This is a genomic window from Exiguobacterium sp. ZWU0009 (genome assembly GCF_000798935.2).
Lineage (GTDB): Bacteria > Bacillota > Bacilli > Exiguobacteriales > Exiguobacteriaceae > Exiguobacterium_A > Exiguobacterium_A acetylicum.
Genome location: NZ_CP018057.1, coordinates 583,338 through 608,608, shown reverse-complemented (window position 1 = coordinate 608,608; position 25,271 = coordinate 583,338). Strand labels below are relative to the sequence as shown.

Here is a 25,271-nt window from a genome sequence, read left to right as displayed (position 1 = left end):
AGCTCTCCTCTTTAGTTACGACAAAGTCGTGATAATTGTCCTGCGTAGATCGTGACGGGAATACCTCTAAAAATCGTATCTTTTTCCCAATTCAGCCCGTTTGCACGAGCAACATTTTGCGAAGCACGATTATCAGGATGAATGATTGAGATGATTCGATCATGCCCTCGATTGAACCCCTCCATCATTAGTTGTTTCGCTGCTTCACGACCATAACCGACTTTCCAGTGCTTCGGTTCGAGCCAATAACCGACTTCTAACTCTTCTTTTCCATCCACTTCCTGCATCAATAACCCAGCGAAACCAATCGGTTCATTCGTTTCTTTTTTGAATAACAGCAAAAAACCAGTTTGTCGTTCATCCGAGTATCGCTCCAATTGCCGTTCGAACCACTCTCGTGCTTCATCTTCACTCAGAGCCGTACCTCCATTGATATAACGCATAACTTGCTCATTTTGGACAAGCGACTTATAAAAACTGAAATCCTCTTCTTCGAACGGTCGCATCCATAAACGTTCACTTTCCATCGTCATCGCCTCCTTCTATACTTCTCTTTTCCCGAGTTCTTTTCGCTTCATTCCTCTTCCTGATCCTGCTTTCCCTGTGACATTTTTCATTACTAATCGATGACATTCACTCCCTAGTGCTTGCAATTCCCGGCATAAGTCGGTATTTTGGGAACAGTATGTTGAACAACGACCGCACGATTAATGTTAAAATATATTTTGAGCGCATGAGCGCTGGGTAGGAATTCACGAAAAGGACTGAGACCATAATGACTGAACAAGTAATGACGGGACTGTATGAAGGCATTTCAAAAGAGTCCGTACTAATCAATGAACCGTTAAAATATCATACGTATACTAAAATGGGAGGAATCGCGGATTTATTCATCATCCCAACTTCTTATGAAGAAACGGCTTTTGTCGTCCGATATGCTCACGAACAAGGTATTCCCTTGACGTTGCTTGGAAACGGATCGAATCTTGTCGTTCGTGATGGTGGCATCCGCGGCATTGTCCTCTCCTTTGAGAAGTTAACCGATATCTCGGTCGAAGGACATGAACTCGTCGCTCAAAGTGGCGCAGCAATCATCGAAGCTTCACGTGTAGCTTACGCGCATCAGCTCAGCGGTCTTGAATTCGCTTGTGGGATTCCAGGAACGATTGGTGGCGCATTGATCATGAATGCGGGAGCATACGGTGGTGAAGTTAAGGATTGTCTCCATAGCGCTACTGTATTGACACGACAAGGAGAACTGTTAAACATTTCGCATGATGAACTCGAACTGGGATACCGGACAAGTTGCTTCTCGAAGAAAGAATATATCATCCTCGAAGGTCGGTTTGCCTTAACAGAGGGTGACCCAGCACTAATCAAGGAAGTCATGGATGATTTGACGCATAAGCGAGAAACGAAACAACCACTCGAATATCCTTCTTGTGGTAGCGTCTTTAAACGTCCAGAAGGCTATTTTGCAGGGAAACTGATTCAAGATAGCAACTTACAGGGAACACGCATCGGTGGCGCTGAAGTGTCGAAGAAACACGCTGGCTTCATCGTCAACGTCGAGAATGCATCAGCATCCGACTATATCGCGCTCATTCGTCATGTCCAAGAAACCGTTCAAGAAAAATTCGGTATCTTACTTGAGACAGAAGTGAAAATCATCGGTGAAGAAGCATAATCAATCATTTTACGAAAAAGGTGAGCTCCGTATTCGGACTCACCTTTTTGTTCGTTTAGATCGACCAGTTTCCGTCACGCATGACTGATTCACGCGTTCCGTCTGCAAGTTCTCCTTCAATCGATAGATCCGCGGATCCAATCATGAAGTCGACATGCGTCATCGAGTCGTTTGCACCCTGTGCTTCTAGTTCTTCTGCTGAAAGGCTTGGACCATTTTCGAGACATGTCGAGTACGCACGACCAATCGCTAAGTGGCATGAAGCATTTTCATCGAACAATGTATTATAGAATAGGATACCCGAGTCAGAAATCGGCGAACGGTGTGGTACGAGCGCAACTTCTCCGAGATAACGTGCACCTTCATCAAGTGAAATCAAGTCATCTAATGCTTCTTGACCCTGTTTTGCTTCCGCTTTAACGATTTTTCCGTTCTCGAACCAGAGTGTGAACTCATCAATCAAGTTCCCACTATAGCTAAGTGGTTTTGTGCTCGAGACATGCCCGTTGACGCCTGTCTTTTTCGGTAACGTGAACACTTCTTCTGTCGGCAGATTCGCGATGAAATCAACACCATCTGCATTCGGACCACCGCCACCTAACCAAACGTGACGTTCTGGTAATTCGATTGATAATTCTGTTCCTGGGGCTGTGTAGTGCAATGTTTTGTATTTCTTCTCTGTCAGGAATTTTGCTTTTGAACGCAGATTTTGATCGTGATCCGCCCATGCAGTGACCGGATCCGCTTGATCGGCACGTGTTGCTTTTAAAATAGCTGACCAGAGCTCTTCAACTGGCTCACTTGAATCAGGGAATACTTTCTTCGCCCAGCTTTCAGAAGGTGCTGCTACGACACACCAGCTGACATTGTCACTCATGACGAACTTCCGCCAATTAGCGAGAGCGACACCGGCTGCTTTATTCGCACGTGCGATTCGACTTGAATCAACGCCATTCAATAAATCTGGATCTTCACTGACGACCGATAAGAACGCTGTCTTTTCCTCTGCCAGTTGGTCGTAACGTGCTTTTAACCAATCCGGGAACGTATCAAACGACTCTTCCGGTGCATCGAAATAACGGATTTTCGTCATCTCATCATCTGACCATTGTACGTATACTTGCGTAGCTCCTACTTCGTAGGCAACACGCGTGATTTCACGAACGAGCGGCAAATTTTCGATTCCTGCACGCACCTCGAGTTGTTGTCCTGGTTGTAGATTAATTCCAGTACGCACGGCTAAAGACGCGTATTGTTGTAATTCTGCTTGTGTCGGCATTATGTAATCCCCTTTCTTGTATCTTTATTTTCACGAAATAGTTGCAATTTTGCAAGAAATAAGGCGAAACTAGAAGGAGAATAGAAGGAGGCATCACCATGGAATTTACACCCGGAGATTTTAAATCGGCTTATACGTATTTTCACCGACAGGCACTCGACCTCGTTGGGGATGAAAAAGCACAACAAGAATTGTTAGTTCGAGCAGAAGTCGGACTTGCGCACTTGACGCAAGATATCGCGTCTACAGAAAGCTCGGACATCGAACGCGAGGCAGAACTCGTCCTTTATTTTCAATTAAAACAACTGCTTGAAATGCTTCGTGCTCTCTATCAGAAAAAATTTGAAATGCATGCGGAACAGGAACAATTGTTGTTGACGGCCGTTCTGTACTTCACGTCTCCTGTTGACGCCTTACCGGACGATAACGTCCTCGGGCTCTTCGATGATGCACAAATCGTCGAGACGATTTACGAAGAACTGGCTGCAGACGTCGATCGCTTTCAACATATGGAATGAATGAAAAAAGCAGCTGTCGCGACAGCTGCTTTTTGATTATGCATTTTGTTTCGAAGCAATATGAACAGGTGTCGTGGATTGACGTGATTCATCTACTTCTAATTTTTCTTTATTCAGCCACGTATAAATCATTCCCATGAAGACTGCTCCACCAATGATGTTACCGGCTAAAGCTGGCAACAGGTTATGCATCGCTCCGGCAAATGTGATCGTATCCGGATGTGGTACGACTAACGCAATGGAGAACAATGCCATATTGGCGATGACGTGATCAAATCCAGAAGCAAAGAATACTGCAACAAGTACCATCATCATCATGATTTGCGCCAACTCATTCTTCATATTCTTTGGAATGAAAATCGCTAAACAGACCATCCAGTTACAGAAGATTGCCCGCGTGAAGATTTCCCACGTCGTATGATGAATTTTCGTTTCCGATACCGCAAACAACCAATTGTTCATACCAAGCTCTTGTATGATTCCTGTTTGGGAAAAGAGTAGCGCAAACGCTAATCCTCCAAGTCCATTTCCGATTAGACAGATTAACCAGACCTTCATCGTATCCATCTTCGTCGTATAGCCGCGCATCGTCGCCGTCGTGAAATACATCGTATTTCCTGTAAACAGCTCTGCCCCACCGTAAACGATCAAGACAAGTGCCACTCCGAAGGTCAGTCCACCGACAAGTGTCGCAACAGGTGACTCCGCCATATATAGACCGTTAATTGCTTTTAAGGTAAAAATAATTGCAAATCCAATGAAAATCCCCGCTAGCATGGCACGAACTAAGTACTCGAGAGGACGCATTTGTAGCATGCGCGTCGACTTGATTGCTTTATTCCGTAATCCTTCTAATGCTTCTACCTCGTTCATCGTAGAAACCTCTCTTTCTTTTGTTCAACACTTCACAATGTTTGTTCATTTATTATCATACTTCCATCTTAAAAGATGTTCAAGTATTGAATAGACCTGTTTTATCGTTTTTATAAAAGAACGAGATGTAAACGATATCATTGTGTCGAGATTGTGAAAAATGCCTTTTCTTGCTTTATACAACTAATTAGTTTGAATTCGTAGTCGTGATGCGAAGCGTTCAAAGAAAGTATTTCGTCTTGATTCATCAAGCACATAGCCATCAATGACGACACGATTAAAGCGTCTAGAAGACGAAGTAGCTCGTTCGATATCGGTCGGAGTATAGGCGTCGAATGTTTTCCGGTCCATCGTAAAATCTGCACCTGAATACGGATCCGTGTAGTGAATTTCTAGGTCAGTTAAATCAGGAATCGTTGAAAATAAAACAAGCGTATGATGCATCAGAACTTTAGATAATCGAGCCTTTAAAAAATCCTGATTCACTTGTAGTGTCCCGGTATCGGTACCGATCCAAGCTTGTCGCTCTTTTCCTGTCACTTCATAGGCAAGACGTAACGATTCTCCTTCAACATCTACCTGTTTTAATTCTGATGAGAACGGAAGTTGTTCGGCTAGTTGACGAACCGCTACCGTATTCGTCATCGAGGCCCCCACTTGTCTCGCTACAAGATCACCATCATGCCAAATGGATGATTGATTTTTTTCATTGGGTTGTTCAAAAAGACGAATTCCAACTAGTATTCCTAAGCAGATACAACCAAGAATCCATAACATTTTCTTCATTTTCATCACCTTCCTAAAAAAACGTACCCTTTTTCATCTTTTTTTTCATAAGAAGGGTTGAAATTTTATGCATATGAGCGTACTCTTGCAGGCAGATACTCACAGAAGGAGGAGCATGAGGTCACTCATCATATTGCCATGACTACAACACACCCACAGAAAAAGAGAGTTGAAAAAATCAGTTTCTTAATCATTGGTACGTTGCTGTATTCCCTTTACATCAGCCTACTACTATCTCCAAATGATATCGGATCAGGTGGTATCATGGGGATCACGCTCATTATTCAAGAGCTCTTCCACACGCCAATCGGATTAACGCAATTGCTCTTAAACATTCCCCTCTTCCTTTTAGGTTTCCGTTTCCTGCGCAAACGATTCATGTTCTTATCTGGAATTATCGTCATTGCTTCTTCCTTTTTAATTGACTGGATTCCGACTCAAATCGTTCCGGAATCTCTAAATGATCCGCTCGTCGCTTCTATCTTTGCTGGTCTAGTTTCTGGTCTCGCAATGGCATTGATCTTCTTCGGTGGTGCTTCAACTGGAGGGCTTGATATTCTTGGAAAATTTTTCTTTGCTCGTTTTCATAACTGGCCACTTCCTCGTATATTTCTGATGCAAGATCTTGTCATCTACATCCTAGTATGGTGGGTCTTTGATCTTAAACATGTTATGTACGCTCTCATCATGAGCTTTGTTCGCGCCAAAGCCCTTCAGACGGTTTACAGTTTCTATTCTGCTTCTAAGCAATGTATTATCATTTGTGAGAAAGCAGATGAAATCAATGAAGTCATCACAAAAGAACTCGGACGTGGCGTCACGATTCTTGATGCACGTGGGGGATACTCCAACCGAACGAAAAAAATGGTCTATGTCGTCGTTCAAAATAACGAAATCGTCCGTTTGCAAGAAATCGTCTCTTCTGTCGAACCGAATGCATTCGTTACATTCTCGGAAATCCACACTGTCTTCGGCAATTACAAGGAACATTCGTATTCGTTTTAACACCAAGCGCAGCTTAGCTGTGCTTTTTTTATCTTCTTAAAACAGCTTCTCGTATTGCATCATCTTTCCTGCTTTTTTATTAGTATTATTCACTTTTTCAGTCATTATCCCTATTCAAAAAATAGACAGGCTTCACTTTTTTTACGATAGTAGTTAAGCTTATGACAAGTCTTTTATTTAAAGGAATGATTGCATGCACTCTCTTTGGCGTCAGCGTATTCTGCTGATTTTCTTGGTCAGCTTATTCGCCTCTATCCCGATCATCTATGCGTTATCCGGTTATCGGACGATTGCAACGATGACCGAGCAAATGAAGGATCATAATATACCTTTAATCAATCAGGTAGATCAGTTGGTCGAACACAATCGAGATCGTGCCAATGCGGTTCGTGGTCTCTTATTGTATGAAGATAATCGTTATATCGAACAATATTACTTTTCAACGTCTAAAATTCATGATTTGCGCAATAGTCTGAACCAATCGTCGACTACCCCAGGGACGATTAAAGATCTCCTTCGCCGCAACAATGTCTGGGAGTCCGAGATTGAACGCGTGTTTGTTGTCTATGAACGTCAAAGTCCAACAGCCGCAAAACGTCTTGCTAGACAGTCGACTCAGACGACTCAAACGATTCTCGAAGACTTATCCCGTGTGAAAGATGATTTGTATAAAACGCTTCAAGCCAAATTACAACAATCAGATTCTTTAATCGCTACATATAAATGGATGTGTCTTGCTCTCTCCATCCTGTCCTTTTTATTAATTAGTGCCACGGTCTTTTTCTTCCACCGCTTCGCTCCTAAGGGATCAGAACAATCGTCTTTAGAATAAACGAAAAGCGCAGCTTCGGCTGCGCTTTTCGTTTATTCTAAAGATTTATTCAGGCATTGCTTTTCCCTCTTGTACATGTTCCATCACCATATGCACAAGCGATGATACATGATGATCATCTAAGGAATAATAGACGACTTTTCCTTCTTTTCGGAACTTGACGAGTCCTTGTTTCAACAAAGACCGAAGATGATGCGACGCTGTCGCGATCGAACAGTCGACAGAGGCTGAGACATCACAAACGCATAGTTCTTCTTCGATCGTCAACGCATAAACGATTCGCAGTCGTGTCGCATCCGAAAGAATCTTAAATAGCTTTCCGATTTCAAGCGTCGGAATCGTATCCACGATTCGTCCGATTTCAGACGCACGCTGTTCGTCAATCGCAATCGTTTCACAACGGGGAATGTCCATGTCTGTCACCTCGTTTCTACCTATATTGCACCACGAGAAACGGGACATTGCAAGTTCAGCGCATTCGTCTGCGAATGAGCCAAAACACGAACCATCCTCCTACGTAATCTCCGATATCCCAGACAATTCGATTTTGGTCGACAGCGCGTACGCCGATATCAATGATTTTCGTGCTTTCTAATCGGTTCGTATAACGTTGACGAAGTCGCGTCGGAATCGGTAGACGAAGAAGTGCCCGGTAATAAATATCTAAATGAGTATGACCCCAAATTTCCGTCGCAATCGAGCTCGTTTTAATATACAACGGACGTTTGTAGCGTCTTTCATACTTTTCTTTCAATAAAAGGGCCATTTCATAGGAAACACGATTAGGACGCGGAAATAAGACTTTTCCTAGATGGTAGATCCCCTGATTATCGACTCGAATGATTTGTGGTTCTAACCGATATCGAATCCAATAGCCGCGAAAACGGATCGTCTGCCATTTCAATACAATCACCTCTGAACGGATTATACCCTGTTCTGAAGTGATTGATGCCATTCTCGCACAGCATCTGTCATTTGCTGCGCAGCGAGTTGTCGATCTTCTTTAGCGAAAATCTCTGAGATGACGGCATACCCTTCCAGCGGGATGGGCAGAGAGGAGACATTCGTTGCTGTGATTCCACCAATACCGATTAGAGGTAATCGTACGGCTTCCCGAATCGCCTGAAGCATCGTGTGCGACATGGAATCAGCGTCCGCTTTGGATAAAGTCGCAAATAGAGAACCCACCCCTAAATAAGAGGCTCCGTCTCGTTCTGCTTCAATCGCTTGTGCAACGGTTGCTACTGATACGCCAATCACAGCATCTGGTAAAAGGCGACGTGCTGCGGTTAAAGGAATGTCTTCTTGTCCGATATGCAAACCAGCTCCGGTGAGTAACGCGATATCAATCCGATCATTGATGATTAAAGGAACATCATAGCGATCCGTGAGTGTTTTCAACCGAACTGCCTGATCAAAGAATTCCTTTCCTTGCGCTGTTTTTTCCCGTAATTGCACGATTGTTGCACCACCTAAAATGGCTTCCTCAACGACCGTATCGATCGCGACTCCAGGATGGTACCGACGATCCGTCACTGCATAGATGGAGTAATCAATTGACACGTTCTGTCACCTCCACCAGGTCTTGCTCCGTCATAAGGCTGATGGCATTGAACAACTCTCGTTTAAAATCACCAAGACCTTGCGCGGAGGCTGCTTGTTCCCCTGCTTTTCCCATGACAAATGTCCCGTGGACAGCCGCCTCAAATGCCGTATATCCTGCACCGAGGAAGCTCGCAATCAAGGAGGCCGTCATACAGCCCGTACCCGTGATGTCTCCTAGACGCGGTGTTCCTACATGTAATTCCATTTCGCGCGTTCCATCCGTAATGTAGTCGTTCGGACCTGTCACGACGAGGACAGATTTGTGTTTGCGAGCGAATACGCGAATACTTTCTCGATCCATAATTGCATCTCCCGCAGCATCGACTCCCTTAGTTCGTCCGTCTTCCCCAAGTAACGTCTTGATTTCAGAAGCATTTCCTTTAATGACCGTACACCCGAGATCAATGAGTTCTTTGGAAAAAGCAGTACGTAATGTCGTTGCTCCTGCTCCTACGGGATCAAGAACGATTGGGACATTCAAACGTCCCGCTTCACGGACTGCGAGTCGTTGAGCTGCTTGCATGTCTGCATCGATCGTACCAATGTTTAAGACAAGAGCTTGCGCGAGTCTAACCATCTCTTCTACTTCACGAATGTCTTCTGCCATGACGGGGGATGCTCCAACAGCGAGTGTGACGTTTGCGCAGTCGTTGATCGTAACCGTGTTCGTCAGATGGTGAATGAGTGGTTTGTGTTCAAGAATGGTCGTAAACATGTGTATCCCTCCAAAGTGAATGAAAATGATGTGTCGGTCCAATACCTTGTCCGAGAGCAAATCCATGACGAATTGCCTCCGTGACATAGTTTTTCGCCTGTCGTACACTATCTTGTAAATCTTCTCCAAGCGCCATCCGCGCTGCAATCGCTGCGGATAAGGTACAACCAGTACCATGAGTATGTTGATTGTCTAATCGTTCCGATGTGAAGTGGTGTTCCACTTCCCCATCAAACAACAAATCCGTCGCAGCTCCTGAGAGATGTCCACCTTTTAGCAATACTGCACCTGTCTGTGTAGCCAATTGATGCATCGCCAGTCGCATTTCCTCTAGATTGGTGACCGATCGTCCTGTTAAACGTTCTGCTTCCGGTAAATTCGGTGTGACGAGAGTCGCAAGTGGTAAAAGTTCTGAAATCAATGCTTGTTCAGCTTCCGTCCGCAATAGGGCATGACCGCCTTTAGCGACCATGACGGGATCTAATATAATAGGGACTGTTTGTTTACGGAGATGTGTAGCAATGACACGAATCGTCTGCGCATTCGAGACCATTCCGATTTTGATCGCATCGACACGAATGTCTGAAAAAATCGACGTTAACTGGGCATCTACGATTTCTGGGGATAACTCTTCCACCGCTTGAACTCCCAACGTATTTTGCGCTGTGACGGCTGTCAGTACGCTCATTCCATAAACGCCTAAAGCCGAAAATGTTTTTAAATCTGCTTGAATCCCAGCTCCACCACCGGAGTCGGATCCCGCAATCGTCAGTACATGTTTCATGTTCTTTTCACCTTCCCATCGAGCAATGTAAGGGAGTCGTGACCAACAAAAAAAGCGCCGACCGCTGTAAAAAAGCAGTCGACGCTATACGAAAGCGTTATACACGCATTCCGGTATCCGTTCGGCTCAACTTTCCTACGCTGGTATTATCCAGTTCAGGTAATAGGGTCGAAAACAGATTGGTTTTCCTCTCAGCCGGATTCCTCCAGCTCCCCTAGTTGCTCAAGTATTCGTTTCGCCTTAACTGTAGCATAGAGAAGAAAAAAAAACGAGCCGAAGCCCGTTTTGATTACAGATATGCCAATGGATTGACTGCATTTAGAGGAGAAGAAGCACTGTATTGATAGCCTCCGACATGTAGTTCGAAATGTAAGTGTGGTCCTGTTGAATTTCCTGTACTACCAAGTGTCCCGACTTGCTGACCTTGAGAGACCGTTTGCCCTGCACGAACCGATAATGAACTCATATGTGCGTAGACGGTCGTGTACACTTGTCCATCTAGGAAGTGAGAGATCATGACATGATTGCCGTAAGGTCCACCACCTGATGCTGTGATGACCGTTCCAGCTGCTGCCGCGACGATTGGAGACCCGACCGAACCACTGAAATCAACACCGTTGTGGAACGTGTAACCATTCGCACCGCTTGCTGGTCCGAATCCTTGTGATACTCCACCAGAAGACGGTCGAACGAATTTTCCTCCACTCGAAACAACGGGCGGGGCAACGGAACCAGTTGATTCCGAACTCTTACCTGTTTGTTTTGCTGCTTTAGCATTCGCTTTAGCGGCTTTTTCAGCTGCTGCTTTCTCCGCTGCTGCTTTTTCAGCCGCTGCTTTAGCGGCTGCCTTTGCTGCCGCAATTGCACGTTCTTGCGCTTCGAGAGTCGCTTGAAGTTCTTTTGCGTCTAACAGTTCTGTCGTGAACTTCGTCTTCCCTTTTCGTAATTTCTTCAGCGTAGCACTACGTTCTTTCATTTGAAGCTTTAACGCTTTCTTTTGTTCAATCAATACTTTCTTTTCCTGCATTTGCTCCGCTTTTTTCTCAACGAGCGCTTGTTTTGCTTCTGCTAATTTTTGTTGCGTAGCGATGTAATCCGAAATCATTTTATCGTCTTGCTCAGCGATTTTTTTCCCCGCCATGACACGGCTAAATAAATCACCTAAATCTTTCGATCCGAAAATGACTTCTTCCCATTTAATCGAGTTTCCATCGTTTTCTTGGAAAACACGCAAACGATCACCGAGTAGTTCTTCCTGTTTCTGTAACATTTCTTCGTAACGGACGATGTCTGCCTTTAACTCATCGATTCGAACGTTCAACTGTTCAATTTGTTTATTTTTTTCGGAGACTTGGAAAATCTTTTCATTGATTGCTGCGTCAATTTGATTGATTTGACGTTGCTCTTTTGAGATTTTAGCTTCTTGTTTTTTGATTGCTTTTTCAAGTTTACGTTGTTCAGCGGCATTCTCAGCCTTTTTTTCTTTAATTGTCGCTGCTGCAATCGGTTGCGTTCCTGTTATAAGTAATGCTCCTAAAACAATGGTAGAAATTAGTTTTTTTAGCATATATCGTTTTCCTCACTTATGTTTTTTCATATTTTATTATAGTATTCAAGTTTCTCTCATATCTGAAATAGATTATAGCACCGTAATCGTTTCAAAAAAATTTCATTTACATTTCAAATGAAAACGGTTTTTTGTAATATATGATTTGTTTTTTGAAAATGACAAAAAAAAGAACCGTTGCATACGCAACGATTCTTTTACGATTAAAGCATTGATAATGGATTGACTGAGTTAGCTGGACCAGTTGCACTATAGCTATACCCACCGACATGGATTTCGAAGTGTAGGTGTGGTCCTGTTGAATTTCCTGTACTACCTAGCGCGCCAATTTGTTGACCTTGGCTGACACGTTGACCAGCACGGGCATTGAGTGAACTCATGTGAGCATATACTGTCGTATATGTCTTCCCGTTCAATTGGTGAGCGATCATGACATGATTTCCGTAAGGTCCGCCACCTGATGCTGTAATGACTGTACCTGTTGCAGCTGCCACGATCGGCGTACCGACTGGACCACCAAAGTCAATTCCGTTATGGAACGTATATCCGTTCTCTCCACCTGCAGAACCATACCCTTGTGTAACAGTTCCGGCAGTTGGATGAATGAACAGACCACCTGATGATGGTGCTGGTTTTGGTGCAGCTGGTGCTGACGGCGCTGGAGCAGGCGCAGCTGGTGCTGGTGTAGATGGTTTTGGTGCCGATTGCTTCGTCGAACCAGAAGGTTTTGCCGATTGTGCTGCTTTCTCTTGTGCTGCTTGCTGAGCTGCTGCTTCTTTAGCGGCTTGCTCTTCTGCTGCTTTTTGTGCTGCTGCTTGTGCTGCTTCAGCTTCTGCGCGTGCTTTCGCTTCACGTGCCGCTTGAGCTTGACGTTCTTTTTCAATTCGAGCTTCACGTTCACGCGCTGCTTTTTCAGCAGCAATCGCTTTTTCTTGCGCAATTAGAATTTGCTGGACTTCTTTTGCATCCATCAATTGTGTTTCGAACTTTTCTTTTTTCTTACGAAGTTCTTTTAAGCGTTTGTTCCGCTCTTTTAATTGCGATTCAAGATCTGCTTGTTGACGTTTTAATTCTTGTTTCTCAACGACCAACTGTGCTTTCTTTTCTTTTACTTTTTGTTGCGCATCTGCTAATTGCTTTTGCGTATTTTGATAATCCGTGATCATTTTATCATCTTGTTTTGAAATGGATTTCCCTGCCATGACACGGCTTACGAGGTCACCAACATTTTTAGAGCCAAAGATGACTTCTTCCCATTTAATTGAGTTTCCATCATTCTCTTGCATGACACGAAGACGATCACCAAGTAATTTTTCTTGGCGTTTTAGTTTCGCTTTATATTTCTCGATTTCTTTTCCAAGTTCAACGATTTCACGTTCCGTTGCTTTGATTTGACGATCTTTTGTTTCGACAGCAAAGATTTTTTCGTTCAAAGCTTCGTCTAGTCGATTGACTTCTTGTTGTGTTTTAGAGATTTTTTGACCTTCTTGATTAACAGAAGACTCTAAGTTTTTTTGCTTTTTAGCATTGTCTTGTTGTTGTTGTTCGTTTTTGGCTTTCTGTTCACTTAAATCGTCAGCTGCTGCAAAATGAGGTGCTGATGAAAGAACCAGTGCGGAAACGATGAGCGACGCGAACGTTTTTTTCATGTAGTATTCCCTCGTTTTCTGTAGTGTATGTTTTATGATTTATCGTAGAGTATTTAAGTTAAATTTAAATTCTGTAATAGTTTTTCTTTTTTATAAGAACGTTTTTGATTATAGCATTCATTCCTCTTCCATAATATTTCAGTGATATTTCATTTTAAATAAATCTTTCTTCTTCTATGTAATAGAAACATTTGGAAGGTAACTCATCGTTGCAACTTTGAAGTGTTTTTGGGAAACTGAAGCGAATAGAAGGAGGATATCATATGAAATTAGACCACACTGGAATTGCTGTTCGCGACATGCAGGAAGCCATTTCATTTTATACAAACGTGCTTGGAGGGACCTTAACAAGAGAGTACTCGAATCCCGCACCTGGTGTTGCTTCCAATATCGCGGTCATCGAGTTCGATGATGCACACATCGAGTTGTTGACGCCAACAAGTCCGGATAGTCCGATCGCACGTTTTTTAAAACAACGCGGAAAAGGTGTCCATCACATTGCTTATCGCGTAGAGGATTTGGATCGAGCGATTGAAGAAGCAAAACAACAAGGATTAACATTTTTAGAAGATACGTACCGAACGACGCCATTCGGGCGACGACTGATTTATATGAATCCTCGGCATTCACACGGCGTCATTACAGAACTCTGTGATTATCCGGAGAACCCATAAAAAATCAGCACTGCAACGTTGCAGTGCTGATTTTTTCGTTTCATGGTATTAGCCGAGTTTGGCTACGATTTCCCGATTGAATGCGGGAATATCATCCGGTTGACGGCTTGAGATGAAGTTATCGTCGACGACAACTTCTTCATCTGCAAAGTCCACACCAGCATTCTCTAAATCAATTCGAATCGATTTATAACCTGTCATTTTTCTTCCTTTGACGATTTTTGCGTTAATCATCAATTGTGGTCCATGGCAGATCGAAAAAATCGGTTTTTTCGACATATCGAATTCTTCAACGAATGAGACAAAACGCTCGTCTTCTCGAAGTAAATCCGGTGAAAATCCGCCTGGAATCAGGAGAGCATCATAGTCTGCTGCTGAAGTCTCATCAATCGAGAGATCAACATTTACTTTCGCCTCTTCCTGCTTCCCAACAAGTTCCGCACCTTTTTTGGCACCAATGACAGTAATCTCGTGCCCCGCTTCTTTTAACGCATCAACAGGTCCAGTGAATTCGACATCTTCAAAATGATCGGCGAGTACAACTGCTACTTTTTTAGACATGTAATTCATCCCCCAATTTGTTTGATTTAAATCTGATTTTCTCCACGATCACGAGGAGAGACCGGATCATCTGGCATCTCGTCTTTACCTTTTAGGATTTCCTTTTGTTGCTCCTCTGTCAGTTTCCGTTCTTTTTCAGACAGTCGATCCCGTTCATCTTCCAACTCTTCATTTGGACGATCGGTTTCTTTCGGTGCCATGGAAAACCCTCCTTATGATTCGTCGCTTATGCTCACAATGAATCGACGACTTTAACAGAAAGATCGACATCAATGTTGCCACGTGTCGCTTTCGAGTACGGGCAGAAGTTGTGCGTCTTCTCTAGTAAGTCTTCGGCTTCTTCTTGCGATACGCCAACGACCTCGACGACGAGTTTTGCTGCAATTTTCACACCGTTATCCGCTTCATCCTGTAAGAGGCTGACTTCTGAATTCGTCCGCGTCTCGACTCGTTTTTTTGCTTGGCGCGCCATTAAATTATAGGCACCATCAAAACAAGCGGCATATCCTGCTGCGAATAACTGTTCCGGGTTTGATGTCGGAATGTCTTCTTTGCCTTTTGTTCCTGGCATGACTAAATCGAGATTAATGACGTTATCGTCTGAAGCGACTTTCCCGTCGCGACCACCGACTGCAGATGCACGTGAAGTAAGAATGACGTTTGACATAATAGAAAACCCCTTTTCCTGTTGAATTAAAAAATGCTTTTTTTGCCACATAGACAGTAATACCCGTCAGTGAGGGAGATAAACACAAGAGGTGTCTATCACCTTAGCTGATTCATTTTTTTAGTAGACAAAAAAAGACGATGAACACGAGGTCCATCGTCTTGCACATTCTATTTCTTATCCGATCTCTTCTGTTGCAGTTTCTTCTCGATCAGGCAATTGAAGATAAATTGATTTGACTTGATGATTATCGACTTCCATGACTTTGATCGTGTATTCCTGATAGCGGAATTCTTGGCCACTCGACACTTCCGTATCCTGTGCCATGACCCAGCCACCAATCGTATCGATGTCTTCTTCTTCGATTCCTAGGTTAAAGCGTTCATTTAGGTCATCAATCAAGACGCGTCCTGAAATCCGGTATAATCGTTCGTGAATCTGCTCGATGTCAGCTTTCTCATCCTTATCGAATTCATCTCGTATTTCTCCAACGATTTCTTCCAAGATGTCTTCCATCGTGATGACACCAGCCGTACCACCGTACTCATCGATGACGAGTGCCATCGGTGTCCGTTCCACCTGCATTTTCAACATAGCGTCTTGAAGCGGTGAATACTCGGATACAATCGGCAAGTTGTGGATGTAATAGCTTAATGCTTTTCCTTTGTTAGCCATATGATCCGTAAATAATTGTTTTGCATTGATGAAGCCAAGGATTTTATCCTTATCTCCTTCTTCCGCTACTGGGTAACGTGTGAACTGATACTCTTCAACGAGACGAATGATGTCCTCCATCGATGCATCGTTCGAGATCGTTATTAAGTCCGTCCGCGGTAACATGATATCTTTCGCGATTCGCTCATCGAACGAGAAGATGTTCTGCATGTAGGAAAGCTCAGTCTGGTTGATTTCTCCACTCTTATAACTCTGTGTCATGATGATTTTAATCTCTTCTTCAGAATGGACTTCTTCGTGTCCCGCTGGCTCGACACCAAATAACCGAAGGATGATTCGTGCTGAACCGTTCAATGTCCAGATGAAAGGTTTCATGATTTTACCGAACCAATAAAGTGGTGGCGCGAGTAGCATCGTGATGGCTTCCGTTTTTTGAATCGCCAAAGATTTTGGAGCAAGCTCTCCAAGTACGACATGAAGAAACGTTACAATCGAGAATGCAAGAACGAACGAAATGATCGTCGAGACGGAGTTCGGAATATCAATTTCTTCGAACAACATACCGAGAATCGCACCTACCGTTGATTCTCCTAACCATCCGAGACCAAGCGCTGTCACGGTAATTCCAAGTTGACAGGCCGATAAATAATAATCCAAATTCTCAAGTAGCCTCTTCGCCACTTTCGCAGTCTTGCTTCCTTCTGTAATCAACTGATCGATTCGAGACATTCGCATTTTGACGACCGAAAATTCGGCAGCTACAAAAAAAGCTGTTAAGACGATGAGTAGTGCAATGACGAGTAGTCGAATGATGATCGTCGTCGTGTCGAATGTCTCCATTGAGTGTGTACTGTCCAATCGTTTCCCCGAAGAAAGGGGATTCACCTCCATTAATATAAAGCCAGATGCCGAGGCATCTGGTGGTTTACAGCAAAAAGAAGCTTCAAACTTTCAAAGCTTCCCTACTTTTTCATACTTCATACTATAACGGAACTTTCATAAAATGTGTACTTGAAGACATCATTTCAATTCATCAGACGACATAGAGAATAAAGATCACGATCATGAGTAACATCGCGATTCCCTTTAACAATGCACTTGATAAGATACCAAGGACTGTTCCGATCCCGACTGAAACCGAGGTTTGCCATGTCTTTTTACTAATGATTTTTTCCGTCAAGATGGCAAAGACGAACGGGAAAATTAATAATCCGATTCCTGGCAAAATAAATGGTCCCGCAATCAATCCGACTGTCGTCGCAATCTTAGCTGCTTGTGAGCCTCCCCGTCGATCGACGGTGTAGGCGCTAACGAGATAATCGAGTGTGAATAAGAGAATGATGAATATCGCTTGAATCACCCAAAAACTAATCGATAATTCAGAGAACCCGAATCCGAATCCATAAATCAAAAATCCCACTACTAAAATCGGTGCACTTGGGATGATCGGATAAACGAGACCTGCAAAAGCGACTAGAAAACAGACGACGATCAGACTCCATAACAAGATTGTCACTTTCTATCCCTCCCTTCTTTTGATTCTCTTGCCCTTATTACGATGAAGGAGAGACAAAAGTTTCATTCAACGCCCGATGTATTTGATTTTTTAAAAAATCTCGATCCCAGTCGTTCATTGTTTCAAAACGCACTTCCGAACAGATATATGGAATGAACCGTTGAATGGTTTCATAGTGAGCAGGTAAGGCTTGCCGCTTCATCGTTCCAAGCGATTCGAGCATCGTCGCGAGAACCGAAATATCCTCTGCTCCGTAATGTCGTAGTTGATAAAACGTCGTGTACAACAATTGTTGGTAAGTTTCCCGGACGATGACGTGCTGCTTGTCCTCGCCAACAACCAGCACACCATCTGGTATTACGGCATACTGTCGCATTAAGTCACCAATGATCCGAATCGCATGTCTTGCTGTATTTGGATCATTGATCCCTGGAGAAATCGCACGTAAAGCAACTTCACTTAATTTTTCAAGAACGAATGCAAAATCCTGTTCTGAAGATTTCGTCGGTCCAATCAAGATACTTTCATTGATATCCCGGCAAGTGGCCCGCCCGATGACTTCTCCCTCTGTTACGAATGAGCCGACGGTTCGATGAATATACACGCGTTCTTTCTGATCAAAAGCATCATAATCGACTGCTTGAATATATCCGGTTCGAGTTGCCTGAATAATATAAGGATGATTTGTTATCCTCTTAATCTCAGTAATCTTTTGTTCTCCCGATTCTAGATGTCCGATTTGCCGTTTCAATAATTCGTTCCCTTCTTCGTGTAATCGATCGAGTAATGTCGTCACGCGAATCGACTGGCTGACGATATGAATGAATGCGACGAATGCGACGATCGATATCAACACGACGAGAACGGCTACTGTCGAAGCGACGACGCTCGTCTTCAAAGCCGGACGAAGGAAAAAGAGCATCGTCATCGAGTAACTGACCGCTCCAATGAATATGCCAAAGATGTGTTGCACCTGTCGATTCTCGATGAAATTAGGCAATGTCCGAGGTGAGAATTGTGATGAATAGGTCGTCAATACAACCAGGATGGTCGAGAACGTGAATGTCATCATGGCGAGCAGTCCGGTAAAGACCGAACTATGGATTGTCTGCGCTAAGCCAAGTGTCGTTTGCCACTCTTTTGGAAACCAGTCTGATATATACACATCTAACCACGTCACGATTCCCGTCAAACCAATCCCAATGAGACCATATAACAATGGCCACCACCAATTGATTTCTCGAGACAGGACTTTCAGCTTCTTCAAAATAAAATTCCTCCTTTTTATAGCACTATACTGATTGATTTCCTGATTTAGAGCGCTTTAAAACCCATCTGACTGACTGACTTTGAGCAATATGTTTGGTCGAAGTGCACGGATGTGTTTTACTTCTTTTCATAACGTGAATAACTTAATTGTTATGAAAACGAATGGGAGATGAAATGATATGGCTCAACAAAACGAAGCTACATTGCATACAGATTTCACGAAAATTTATATTGACGGTCAGTGGCGCACAGGCGCAAGTGACAGCAACATGACGAACACGAATCCTTTCACGGGTGAAGAGCTCTTCACGATCTCTGCCGCGAACCAACAAGATTTAGATGACGCATATGAAGCGGCTCAAGTCGCTCAAAAAGACTGGGCGAAAGTTCCTGCCTTAAAACGCCAAGGCTTGATCGAAAACTTCTTGAAAGTCTTGTACGAGGAGAAAGAAACGATCATCGAATGGTTGATTAAAGAGTCCGGAAGTACACGTATTAAAGCGGAAGGCGAATTCCTTGCTTCTGTCTTGATCGTCAAGGAAGCTGCGACATTCCCACTTCGGATGCACGGTGAAATTCGTCCATCGGTCGTACCAGGTAAAGAAAACCGGATCTACCGTAAAGCACTTGGCGTCATCGGTGTCATCAGTCCATGGAACTTCCCGTTCCACTTAGCTGTGCGGTCGATCGCTACTGCTATTGCCATCGGGAACGCAGTCGTTGTTAAACCAGCTACGGACACACCTGTTTCAGGCGGATTGATTTTTGCTAGTCTGTTTGAAAAAGCTGGATTGCCAAAAGGTGTCTTGAATGTCATCGTCGGTCGCGGTTCAGAAATCGGTGATGCTATCGTCGAACACCCTGTCCCACGCTTGATTTCCTTTACAGGATCAACTGAAGTCGGTCGCCACATCGGAGAACTTGCCGGTAAACACCTGAAGAAAACAGCGCTTGAACTTGGCGGAAACAACGTCTTCGTCGTACTTGATGATGCTGATCTCGATCGTGCGGTTGAATCTGCTGTCTACAGCAAGTTCTATCATCAAGGTCAAATCTGTATGTCGACGAACCGAATTCTTGTCGCTTCTTCGATTCATGATGAGTTCGTCGAAAAATACGTTGCTCGTGTGAAAGAATTACAGTATGGTGATCCATCACATGACCGGACACAAGTCGGACCACTCATCAATCAATCACAAGTCGAACGCATCCTTGAAGATCTTGAAAAAACAAAAGCTGCCGGTGCAACCGTTCGTGTAGGTGGAGAAGCAAAAGACAACGTCATTGCGCCAACTGTCGTCACAGGCGTCACGAACGATATGCCGCTTGCTAAAAATGAAATCTTTGGACCAGTTGCCGTCATCATCCCATTCGATACAGATGAAGAGGCACTTGAAATCGCAAACTCTCTTCCATACGGATTGAGTGGTGCAGTGCACGGTTCATCTATTGAACGTGCGACCGCTTTTGCACTGGAAGTCGAGACAGGTATGATTCACATCAACGACCAATCGGTCAACGATGAGCCACATATGCCATTTGGTGGTGAAAAAGATTCAGGACTTGGTCGCTTTAACGGTGAATGGGTGCTTGAAGAATTCTCAACTGTACAATGGTTGTCCGTCATGCATGATCGCCGCCAATACAAACCATTCTTTGAATAAATAATCGAGAGCAGGGAACTCTTCCCTGCTCTACATACTTAAAAAAGGAGCTGAACGGTTATGCCATTATTACGATTCGACGTCATTGAAGGACGTTCTGAAGAAGAGTTGAACGTGTTACTCGACACTGCACATGACGCGATGGTCGAAGCATTCGACGTGCCGGAACGTGATCGGTATCAAATCGTGCATACGCACAAAGCCCACGAAATGGTCATTCAAGATACAGGTCTTGGTTTTAATCGGAGTAAAGATATCGTCCTTATCAGTGTGACAAGTAAAACGCGGACGAAAGAGAAGAAGCAACGTCTCTATCAATTGCTCGCTGAACGATTAGAAGCAAATTGTGGACTTGCTCCGACTGATTTAATGGTTTCAATCGTCGAAAATGATGCGGCAGACTGGAGTTTCGGTCTCGGTGAAGCACAGTTTTTAACAGGTAAACTATGAGCGTTCAACAAATGAAACAATTAAAGGGGGTGTGTTACCGATGATTTCCGGTAACACACCCCCCTTTTTCTTCATTCATTAAACTATTAACATAAACCCTAACATGACTTATTCCACAGTGACTTCGACCTTCTCACGGGGATTTTCTCGCTGTAACGGCGCTTTCCAACTAAACTGATCAGGTTCTGGAACGAAATCGAGACCTCCTGGATGAAACGGTTGGCAACGGAGCAAACGGCGTGTCGTCAAATAACTCCCTTTTACTGCACCATGACGTTCAATTGCCTCCATCCCGTAATGGGAACACGTCGGATAGAATCGACATGTGGCTGGTTTCATGGGAGAAATGACTTTTTGATAAAAGCGAATGCCTCCCATTAAGACACGTTTCATAACGTCCCTTCTTTCTTCTTTTTTTCTAGTGTAACGCATCTGTCCATCATTTTCAGATGTTCTGCTTTATACTATAAGCAGATTTAAAAGAAGGATGTGTTGAGATGAAGGCATTAACATTCCACGAATTCGGAGGTTCTGATGTATTACGCTTCGAAGACGTGCCAACGCCAACAATCAGCGAACAGGAAGTTCTGATTGAAATGAAAGCGATCGGTCTGAATTTTGCAGATATTTATCGTCGAAAAGGAAACTATCATTTAGAAGGACAGCCTCCCTATATTTTAGGTTACGAAGGAGCAGGAGTCATCACCGCAATCGGTGCAGCCGTTTCAACGTTCCATGTAGGTCAACGGATTGCTTTTGCGGACGTTCCGCTTGCGAACGCTGAGTACGTGGCGGCACCCGTTGATAAATTGATTCCGCTTCCTGACGGTATCTCATACGAAACAGCAGCTTCTGTCTTATTACAAGGATTGACGGCACATTATTTGACTCGCGACAGTTATCACGTTCAACCAGGAGATACCGTCTTAGTTCACGCTGCTGCCGGTGGCGTGGGGCAATTACTGACACAACTCATTCGTTTACTTGGTGCAACTCCGATTGGCTTAACTTCTTCTCCCGATAAGGCACAGATCGCAAAAACTGCCGGTTGTGAGTCTGTCTATTTGTACTCAGAGAACTGGGTCGAGCAAGTGCTTACACAAACTTCTGGTAGAGGGGTCGATGTCGTTTATGAGTCTATCGGTTCTACGCTAATGGACAGTTTCCATGTAACGAAAGTACATGGGACCGTCGTCTTCTATGGTATGGCAGGCGGTGATCCCGCACCTGTCGATCCACGTTTTTTAATGGATACGTCCAAAACATTAACAGGTGGCGACCTTTGGAATGTGTTAACGTCTTCTGAGGAACGCATCCGCAGATCGGGTGAGCTGTTTGATTGGATTTTATCTAGTCACCTTAACCTGTCCTCTCCGACAATTTTTGCTTTATCTGATGGAAAAGCAGCGCATGACTTTTTAGAAAGCCGACGTAGTACAGGAAAGTTACTGTTAATTCCTTAATCATTTTCTAGAGACGACTCTCCGTGAGTCGTTTTTTTGTGTGAAATTGGAATTATCGATTGATTTTTTATAATGAAGAGAGTAAAGTAAATCTCATCAAAACCTAAAACTCAAATTAGTTTTGAGTTTTAGAAAGGGGATTTGTATTTATGTTTCGCTCAGAATGGAAGAAATTGAAGAGTCCGATGATGATCGTCGTTATTCTCGCCCTCATCCTCGTACCGTTTCTTTACAACTCCATCTTCTTATCTGCATTCTGGGACCCGTACGGTCGTACAGAAGATATTAAGGTTGCTATCGTCAACGAAGATCAGGCGACAAAGTTTAAAGGAGAGAAAGTCGACATCGGGGATCAATTCGTCGATAAACTCAAAAAAAATGATGATTTTGATTGGCAGTTCTTGTCTCAGGATAAGGCAGAGAAAGAATTGCGTGACGGAAAAGTCTACATGACAGTTGTCATTCCAAAGAATTTTTCTAAAAATGCAACGACACTACTCGATGATCACCCGAAGAAGATTGAGTTAGAATATTACTTGAATCCAGCGAAAAACTACTCGGGAACACAAATTTCGAGTACTGCCGCAAAACAGTTAAACGAAAAAATCCGAAAATCCGTTACGAAACAATATAGTAGTGCTATATTCGGTGCGTTAAAGAAAATCGCAAACGGAATGGAAAAAGCGTCGGACGGTTCCTCTAAACTCGAGGACGGTAACCATAAAACAGCGGATGGCGCTAGAACACTAGCAACAAATCTTGGAAAACTCGCAGATGGCAGTCTGACACTGTCCGAAAAACTCGGGGAAGCGAATCAAGGTTCTAAAAAACTCAGTGACGGCGTCACGACACTCGACGAAAAGACTGCCCTCTTCGCCCAAAAAACGGGTGAGTTGTCTTCTGGGTTGAACACGCTAGACGAAAATGGTGGCAAATTACAAGCCGGTGCTGCACAACTAGAAGACGGAGCAACGAAACTCAGCGGTGGCTCAACACAGGTACGCCAAGGGGCAGAACAACTGGCTGCGGGTACTGCTCAGCTTAATGAAAAAATTCCTCAGTTGACGAACGGATTAAATCAACTGGATGAAAAAGCACAAGCTGCGAATGCCTTTTTAACACAACTCAATCAAGATGCTGAACAGGCGAAACAGGACTTACGGGCCCGTCGCCAAGCACTTGAGGCAAACGTCGCTCAACTAAAAGAAGTTATTTCTGCTTCTGAACAGTTATCAGATGAAGAAAAACAAACATTACTCGGTTCTATTGGTTCATTAGAAGAAAATATTCAAAGTCTTGCTGCCCAAGAAGGTGCAATTGATCAGAGTCTTGCTCAAGCAACAAATGCAACGAAGAAAATCGGTCAACTCGCCGCAGGTGGTCAGCAAGTCCAGTCTGCTGTATCGCAACTAAACGCTGGACAATTGAAGCTCGTCGATGGTGCGAAACAAGTCGAGTCTGGCGCACAACAATTAGCTAGTGGACAACAGACGTTCAATGAAAAACTCGGTCAGTATACTGCGGGTGTGCATAAAGCCGCAACAGGCGGTGCCCAACTAGCTGACGGCGCGAACCAACTGTCAGATGGTACACATCAACTTCAAGCTGGGGCTAGCGCGTTGAATAACGGATTAGGACAATTGGCATCTGGTTCTTCTACGATTACAGATGGTATCGGCAAAACGACCGAGGGTGCTTCAAAAATCGCGGATGCCAACACGAAACTTGAAGATGGAGCTAAAACACTGAAGGATGAGCTCAGCAAAGGAGCTAAAGACGCGACGGTCAAGCCGACAAAAGAGCGGGATAATATGCTAGCAGAACCCGTCGTCTTAAAAGAACATGACTATTCGACTGTCAACAATTACGGTTCTGGTTTATCAGCTTATATCCTTAGTATTGCCTTGTTCGCAGGTGCCTTGATGTTCTCTTCGGTCTATCAGATTCGTCCCGAACATGGTGAGAGTCTGACATGGCGCTTCCTCGTCGGTAAATTATCACTTATCTTACCGATTGGCGCATTACAAGGTGTCGCAGCGGCCACAGCAATCGTCTATGTGCTGGATGCTGATGTCGCGAGTGTCCCTGCGCTGTATGGATTCGCTGCCTTGACAGGTATGACGTTCATTACCATTCTGTTCACGCTCGCGATGCTACTCGGTCGCGTCGGACAGTTCCTTGCCTTCTTACTACTCCTTCTTCAAATCGGTGGTAGTGGTGGAACGTTCCCTGTCGAAATGACGCCAGGGTTCTTCCAAGCGATTCACGCTTTCTTACCGATGACATATTCGGTCGGTGGATTCCGCGAAGCGCTTGGACTCGGTGTGACGGATGCCCTCGTATCCAATAGTCAAGTCCTTGCGACCATATTAGTCGTCGCATTAATCATCAGCTTCGTTGGAGGGCTCGGAGCCAAACGGATTCTACTCTCAACGAAAGCGAGACGAAAACAACATGACACAGTCTGATAAAGAAACTTTGATACTCGACTCAGCAATGGCTTGCTTTTCAGAACTCGGTTATAAGGGAACGACGATCGAGCGTGTCGCCCGACGCGCTCATGTCGGAAAACCAACCGTCTATCAATTGTTCGAAAGTAAACTCAATCTGTTTGAATCACTCGTAACACGTGTGTTGCAAGAGATGAAAGAAGAAGCAGAACGCGCTTACGTCGAACAGGCGACCGTAGAAGAAAATAAACAAGCAATGATCGACGCCATCGTCTATCATCAGCAACAACACTTATTCATTCTTCAAATCATCGAAGAAACACGCAACTTAAAATTACAAGAGATGCAGGAATTACGGATGCGGATTGAACGACATGTCGTCGAATATATCAAGACATTACTTAAGACTCGTCTTGGTCAAGACGATCGCGACATACCGGTCGATGTCACGGCCTTCCTGATCTTTCGAACGTATATCGCGTTGATCGCCGAATGGCCATCGATTGCGCGTCCACTTGAACTCGATACGATTCGACGTGCCATGTTGCGCGTTCTGTGAATAAAAAACCGCTGATCAATGGA

28 protein-coding genes and 1 riboswitch are annotated in these 25,271 nt (G+C 44.0%); of the genes, 10 read left to right on the top strand and 18 right to left on the bottom strand.

All coding sequences use genetic code 11. From position 1 onward, the window contains the following. Positions 1-11: 11 nt before the first annotated feature. Complete coding sequence (locus L985_RS03140; protein WP_047395100.1) at positions 12-527, bottom strand: GNAT family N-acetyltransferase; 516 nt, start codon at positions 525-527, stop codon at positions 12-14. Positions 528-775: 248 nt separating this feature from the next. On the opposite strand from L985_RS03140, the gene murB reads away from it, so the two are divergent. After that, positions 776-1,687, top strand: coding sequence for a UDP-N-acetylmuramate dehydrogenase (gene murB / locus L985_RS03135; protein ID WP_029340824.1), 912 nt, complete (start codon positions 776-778; stop codon positions 1,685-1,687). Positions 1,688-1,742: 55 nt separating this feature from the next. Here the strand turns inward: murB and L985_RS03130 are convergent, their stop codons facing one another. After that, positions 1,743-2,966 (bottom strand): aminopeptidase, encoded by a 1,224-nt coding sequence (locus tag L985_RS03130; RefSeq protein WP_047395096.1) that lies wholly within the window; start codon positions 2,964-2,966, stop codon positions 1,743-1,745. A 98-nt stretch (positions 2,967-3,064) separates the two neighbouring features. Here L985_RS03130 and L985_RS03125 point away from each other — a divergent pair, with 98 nt between their 5' ends. Further along, a complete protein-coding gene (locus L985_RS03125; RefSeq protein ID WP_029340822.1) occupies positions 3,065-3,484 on the top strand; it encodes a YkvA family protein in 420 nt (139 codons plus the stop codon). 36 nt (positions 3,485-3,520) lie between these two features. On the opposite strand, the gene L985_RS03120 is transcribed toward L985_RS03125, so the two are convergent. Both L985_RS03120 and L985_RS03115 read right to left on the bottom strand, forming a co-directional pair. After that, positions 3,521-4,357, bottom strand: coding sequence for a formate/nitrite transporter family protein (locus L985_RS03120; RefSeq protein WP_029340821.1), 837 nt, complete (start codon positions 4,355-4,357; stop codon positions 3,521-3,523). Between the two features lie 183 nt (positions 4,358-4,540). Then, a complete protein-coding gene (locus L985_RS03115) occupies positions 4,541-5,143 on the bottom strand; it encodes a hypothetical protein (RefSeq protein WP_029340820.1) in 603 nt (200 codons plus the stop codon). 138 nt (positions 5,144-5,281) lie between these two features. On the opposite strand from L985_RS03115, the gene L985_RS03110 reads away from it, so the two are divergent. Both L985_RS03110 and L985_RS03105 read left to right on the top strand, forming a co-directional pair. Beyond that, complete coding sequence (locus tag L985_RS03110) at positions 5,282-6,148, top strand: YitT family protein (protein WP_029340819.1); 867 nt, start codon at positions 5,282-5,284, stop codon at positions 6,146-6,148. Positions 6,149-6,341: 193 nt separating this feature from the next. Beyond that, positions 6,342-6,980: a CHASE3 domain-containing protein gene (locus L985_RS03105; protein ID WP_029340818.1), complete on the top strand. Its 639-nt coding sequence runs from the start codon at positions 6,342-6,344 to the stop codon at positions 6,978-6,980. Positions 6,981-7,025: 45 nt separating this feature from the next. On the opposite strand, the gene L985_RS03100 is transcribed toward L985_RS03105, so the two are convergent. The 7 genes from L985_RS03100 to L985_RS03070 form a co-directional block, all read right to left on the bottom strand. Further along, positions 7,026-7,394: an ArsR/SmtB family transcription factor gene (locus tag L985_RS03100; protein WP_029340817.1), complete on the bottom strand. Its 369-nt coding sequence runs from the start codon at positions 7,392-7,394 to the stop codon at positions 7,026-7,028. A gap of 55 nt (positions 7,395-7,449) precedes the next feature. Beyond that, positions 7,450-7,893, bottom strand: coding sequence for a hypothetical protein (locus tag L985_RS03095; protein WP_231925690.1), 444 nt, complete (start codon positions 7,891-7,893; stop codon positions 7,450-7,452). Between the two features lie 11 nt (positions 7,894-7,904). Next, positions 7,905-8,543: a thiamine phosphate synthase gene (gene thiE / locus L985_RS03090; protein ID WP_047395093.1), complete on the bottom strand. Its 639-nt coding sequence runs from the start codon at positions 8,541-8,543 to the stop codon at positions 7,905-7,907. Continuing rightward, positions 8,533-9,300 carry a hydroxyethylthiazole kinase gene (gene thiM / locus L985_RS03085; RefSeq protein WP_029340814.1) on the bottom strand — a complete coding sequence of 256 codons (768 nt, stop codon included), beginning with the start codon at positions 9,298-9,300 and terminating at the stop codon, positions 8,533-8,535. The genes thiE and thiM overlap by 11 nt, the downstream gene beginning before the upstream one ends. Further along, positions 9,281-10,084, bottom strand: a complete 804-nt coding sequence (gene thiD, locus L985_RS03080; protein WP_029340813.1) for a bifunctional hydroxymethylpyrimidine kinase/phosphomethylpyrimidine kinase — start codon at positions 10,082-10,084, stop codon at positions 9,281-9,283. The genes thiM and thiD overlap by 20 nt, the downstream gene beginning before the upstream one ends. A 115-nt stretch (positions 10,085-10,199) precedes the next feature. Further along, positions 10,200-10,310, bottom strand: a riboswitch (TPP riboswitch). Between the two features lie 63 nt (positions 10,311-10,373). Then, positions 10,374-11,651, bottom strand: coding sequence for a murein hydrolase activator EnvC family protein (locus tag L985_RS03075; protein WP_047395089.1), 1,278 nt, complete (start codon positions 11,649-11,651; stop codon positions 10,374-10,376). Between the two features lie 203 nt (positions 11,652-11,854). Further along, complete coding sequence (locus L985_RS03070) at positions 11,855-13,300, bottom strand: murein hydrolase activator EnvC family protein (RefSeq protein ID WP_047395085.1); 1,446 nt, start codon at positions 13,298-13,300, stop codon at positions 11,855-11,857. A gap of 263 nt (positions 13,301-13,563) precedes the next feature. On the opposite strand from L985_RS03070, the gene mce reads away from it, so the two are divergent. Then, entirely contained in the window at positions 13,564-13,974 is a 411-nt protein-coding gene (mce, locus tag L985_RS03065) for a methylmalonyl-CoA epimerase (RefSeq protein ID WP_029340810.1), read from the top strand. 48 nt (positions 13,975-14,022) lie between these two features. On the opposite strand, the gene L985_RS03060 is transcribed toward mce, so the two are convergent. The 6 genes from L985_RS03060 to L985_RS03040 form a co-directional block, all read right to left on the bottom strand. Beyond that, positions 14,023-14,535, bottom strand: coding sequence for a type 1 glutamine amidotransferase domain-containing protein (locus tag L985_RS03060; RefSeq protein ID WP_047395082.1), 513 nt, complete (start codon positions 14,533-14,535; stop codon positions 14,023-14,025). Positions 14,536-14,561: 26 nt separating this feature from the next. Next, positions 14,562-14,735: a hypothetical protein gene (locus tag L985_RS17005; protein WP_201247403.1), complete on the bottom strand. Its 174-nt coding sequence runs from the start codon at positions 14,733-14,735 to the stop codon at positions 14,562-14,564. Between the two features lie 32 nt (positions 14,736-14,767). Beyond that, entirely contained in the window at positions 14,768-15,202 is a 435-nt protein-coding gene (locus tag L985_RS03055; RefSeq protein WP_023467178.1) for an organic hydroperoxide resistance protein, read from the bottom strand. 177 nt (positions 15,203-15,379) lie between these two features. Further along, positions 15,380-16,717 carry a hemolysin family protein gene (locus L985_RS03050; protein ID WP_047395079.1) on the bottom strand — a complete coding sequence of 446 codons (1,338 nt, stop codon included), beginning with the start codon at positions 16,715-16,717 and terminating at the stop codon, positions 15,380-15,382. 193 nt (positions 16,718-16,910) lie between these two features. Further along, positions 16,911-17,393, bottom strand: a complete 483-nt coding sequence (locus L985_RS03045; protein WP_023467174.1) for a DUF456 domain-containing protein — start codon at positions 17,391-17,393, stop codon at positions 16,911-16,913. Between the two features lie 37 nt (positions 17,394-17,430). Beyond that, positions 17,431-18,660, bottom strand: a complete 1,230-nt coding sequence (locus L985_RS03040; RefSeq protein WP_029340808.1) for a DUF2254 domain-containing protein — start codon at positions 18,658-18,660, stop codon at positions 17,431-17,433. Positions 18,661-18,841: 181 nt separating this feature from the next. Here L985_RS03040 and L985_RS03035 point away from each other — a divergent pair, with 181 nt between their 5' ends. Further along, positions 18,842-20,326, top strand: a complete 1,485-nt coding sequence (locus tag L985_RS03035) for an aldehyde dehydrogenase family protein (RefSeq protein ID WP_023467170.1) — start codon at positions 18,842-18,844, stop codon at positions 20,324-20,326. 60 nt (positions 20,327-20,386) lie between these two features. Further along, positions 20,387-20,776, top strand: coding sequence for a tautomerase family protein (locus tag L985_RS03030; protein WP_035412460.1), 390 nt, complete (start codon positions 20,387-20,389; stop codon positions 20,774-20,776). Positions 20,777-20,884: 108 nt separating this feature from the next. On the opposite strand, the gene yidD is transcribed toward L985_RS03030, so the two are convergent. Beyond that, the gene (yidD, locus tag L985_RS03025) at positions 20,885-21,169 is read right to left on the bottom strand and encodes a membrane protein insertion efficiency factor YidD (RefSeq protein WP_035412458.1); all 285 of its coding nucleotides are present in this window, start codon (positions 21,167-21,169) and stop codon (positions 20,885-20,887) included. Positions 21,170-21,273: 104 nt separating this feature from the next. On the opposite strand from yidD, the gene L985_RS03020 reads away from it, so the two are divergent. From L985_RS03020 to L985_RS03010, 3 genes are all read left to right on the top strand, one after another. Continuing rightward, positions 21,274-22,239: a quinone oxidoreductase family protein gene (locus L985_RS03020; RefSeq protein WP_035412456.1), complete on the top strand. Its 966-nt coding sequence runs from the start codon at positions 21,274-21,276 to the stop codon at positions 22,237-22,239. 149 nt (positions 22,240-22,388) lie between these two features. Then, complete coding sequence (locus L985_RS03015) at positions 22,389-24,707, top strand: YhgE/Pip domain-containing protein (protein ID WP_047395076.1); 2,319 nt, start codon at positions 22,389-22,391, stop codon at positions 24,705-24,707. Beyond that, positions 24,694-25,248, top strand: coding sequence for a TetR/AcrR family transcriptional regulator (locus tag L985_RS03010; protein ID WP_047395073.1), 555 nt, complete (start codon positions 24,694-24,696; stop codon positions 25,246-25,248). The genes L985_RS03015 and L985_RS03010 overlap by 14 nt, the downstream gene beginning before the upstream one ends. Positions 25,249-25,271 lie beyond the last annotated feature (23 nt).

What these genes read in the sequence shown, in the direction of transcription:
- murB (WP_029340824.1), top strand. Translation starts at nt 776, where the DNA reads ATGACTGAACAAGTAATGACGGGACTGTATGAAGGCATTTCAAAAGAG.
- mce (WP_029340810.1), top strand. Translation starts at nt 13,564, where the DNA reads ATGAAATTAGACCACACTGGAATTGCTGTTCGCGACATGCAGGAAGCC.
- thiD (WP_029340813.1), bottom strand. Translation starts at nt 10,084, where the DNA reads ATGAAACATGTACTGACGATTGCGGGATCCGACTCCGGTGGTGGAGCT.
- L985_RS03120 (WP_029340821.1), bottom strand. Translation starts at nt 4,357, where the DNA reads ATGAACGAGGTAGAAGCATTAGAAGGATTACGGAATAAAGCAATCAAG.
- L985_RS03035 (WP_023467170.1), top strand. Translation starts at nt 18,842, where the DNA reads ATGGCTCAACAAAACGAAGCTACATTGCATACAGATTTCACGAAAATT.
- L985_RS03075 (WP_047395089.1), bottom strand. Translation starts at nt 11,651, where the DNA reads ATGCTAAAAAAACTAATTTCTACCATTGTTTTAGGAGCATTACTTATA.
- yidD (WP_035412458.1), bottom strand. Translation starts at nt 21,169, where the DNA reads ATGAAACGTGTCTTAATGGGAGGCATTCGCTTTTATCAAAAAGTCATT.
- L985_RS03130 (WP_047395096.1), bottom strand. Translation starts at nt 2,966, where the DNA reads ATGCCGACACAAGCAGAATTACAACAATACGCGTCTTTAGCCGTGCGT.
- L985_RS03115 (WP_029340820.1), bottom strand. Translation starts at nt 5,143, where the DNA reads ATGAAGAAAATGTTATGGATTCTTGGTTGTATCTGCTTAGGAATACTA.
- L985_RS03050 (WP_047395079.1), bottom strand. Translation starts at nt 16,717, where the DNA reads ATGGAGACATTCGACACGACGACGATCATCATTCGACTACTCGTCATT.
- L985_RS17005 (WP_201247403.1), bottom strand. Translation starts at nt 14,735, where the DNA reads ATGGCACCGAAAGAAACCGATCGTCCAAATGAAGAGTTGGAAGATGAA.
- L985_RS03030 (WP_035412460.1), top strand. Translation starts at nt 20,387, where the DNA reads ATGCCATTATTACGATTCGACGTCATTGAAGGACGTTCTGAAGAAGAG.
- L985_RS03010 (WP_047395073.1), top strand. Translation starts at nt 24,694, where the DNA reads ATGACACAGTCTGATAAAGAAACTTTGATACTCGACTCAGCAATGGCT.
- L985_RS03055 (WP_023467178.1), bottom strand. Translation starts at nt 15,202, where the DNA reads ATGTCAAACGTCATTCTTACTTCACGTGCATCTGCAGTCGGTGGTCGC.
- L985_RS03140 (WP_047395100.1), bottom strand. Translation starts at nt 527, where the DNA reads ATGGAAAGTGAACGTTTATGGATGCGACCGTTCGAAGAAGAGGATTTC.
- L985_RS03100 (WP_029340817.1), bottom strand. Translation starts at nt 7,394, where the DNA reads ATGGACATTCCCCGTTGTGAAACGATTGCGATTGACGAACAGCGTGCG.
- L985_RS03020 (WP_035412456.1), top strand. Translation starts at nt 21,274, where the DNA reads ATGAAGGCATTAACATTCCACGAATTCGGAGGTTCTGATGTATTACGC.
- L985_RS03125 (WP_029340822.1), top strand. Translation starts at nt 3,065, where the DNA reads ATGGAATTTACACCCGGAGATTTTAAATCGGCTTATACGTATTTTCAC.
- L985_RS03105 (WP_029340818.1), top strand. Translation starts at nt 6,342, where the DNA reads ATGCACTCTCTTTGGCGTCAGCGTATTCTGCTGATTTTCTTGGTCAGC.
- L985_RS03015 (WP_047395076.1), top strand. Translation starts at nt 22,389, where the DNA reads ATGTTTCGCTCAGAATGGAAGAAATTGAAGAGTCCGATGATGATCGTC.
- L985_RS03060 (WP_047395082.1), bottom strand. Translation starts at nt 14,535, where the DNA reads ATGTCTAAAAAAGTAGCAGTTGTACTCGCCGATCATTTTGAAGATGTC.
- thiM (WP_029340814.1), bottom strand. Translation starts at nt 9,300, where the DNA reads ATGTTTACGACCATTCTTGAACACAAACCACTCATTCACCATCTGACG.
- L985_RS03110 (WP_029340819.1), top strand. Translation starts at nt 5,282, where the DNA reads ATGACTACAACACACCCACAGAAAAAGAGAGTTGAAAAAATCAGTTTC.
- L985_RS03070 (WP_047395085.1), bottom strand. Translation starts at nt 13,300, where the DNA reads ATGAAAAAAACGTTCGCGTCGCTCATCGTTTCCGCACTGGTTCTTTCA.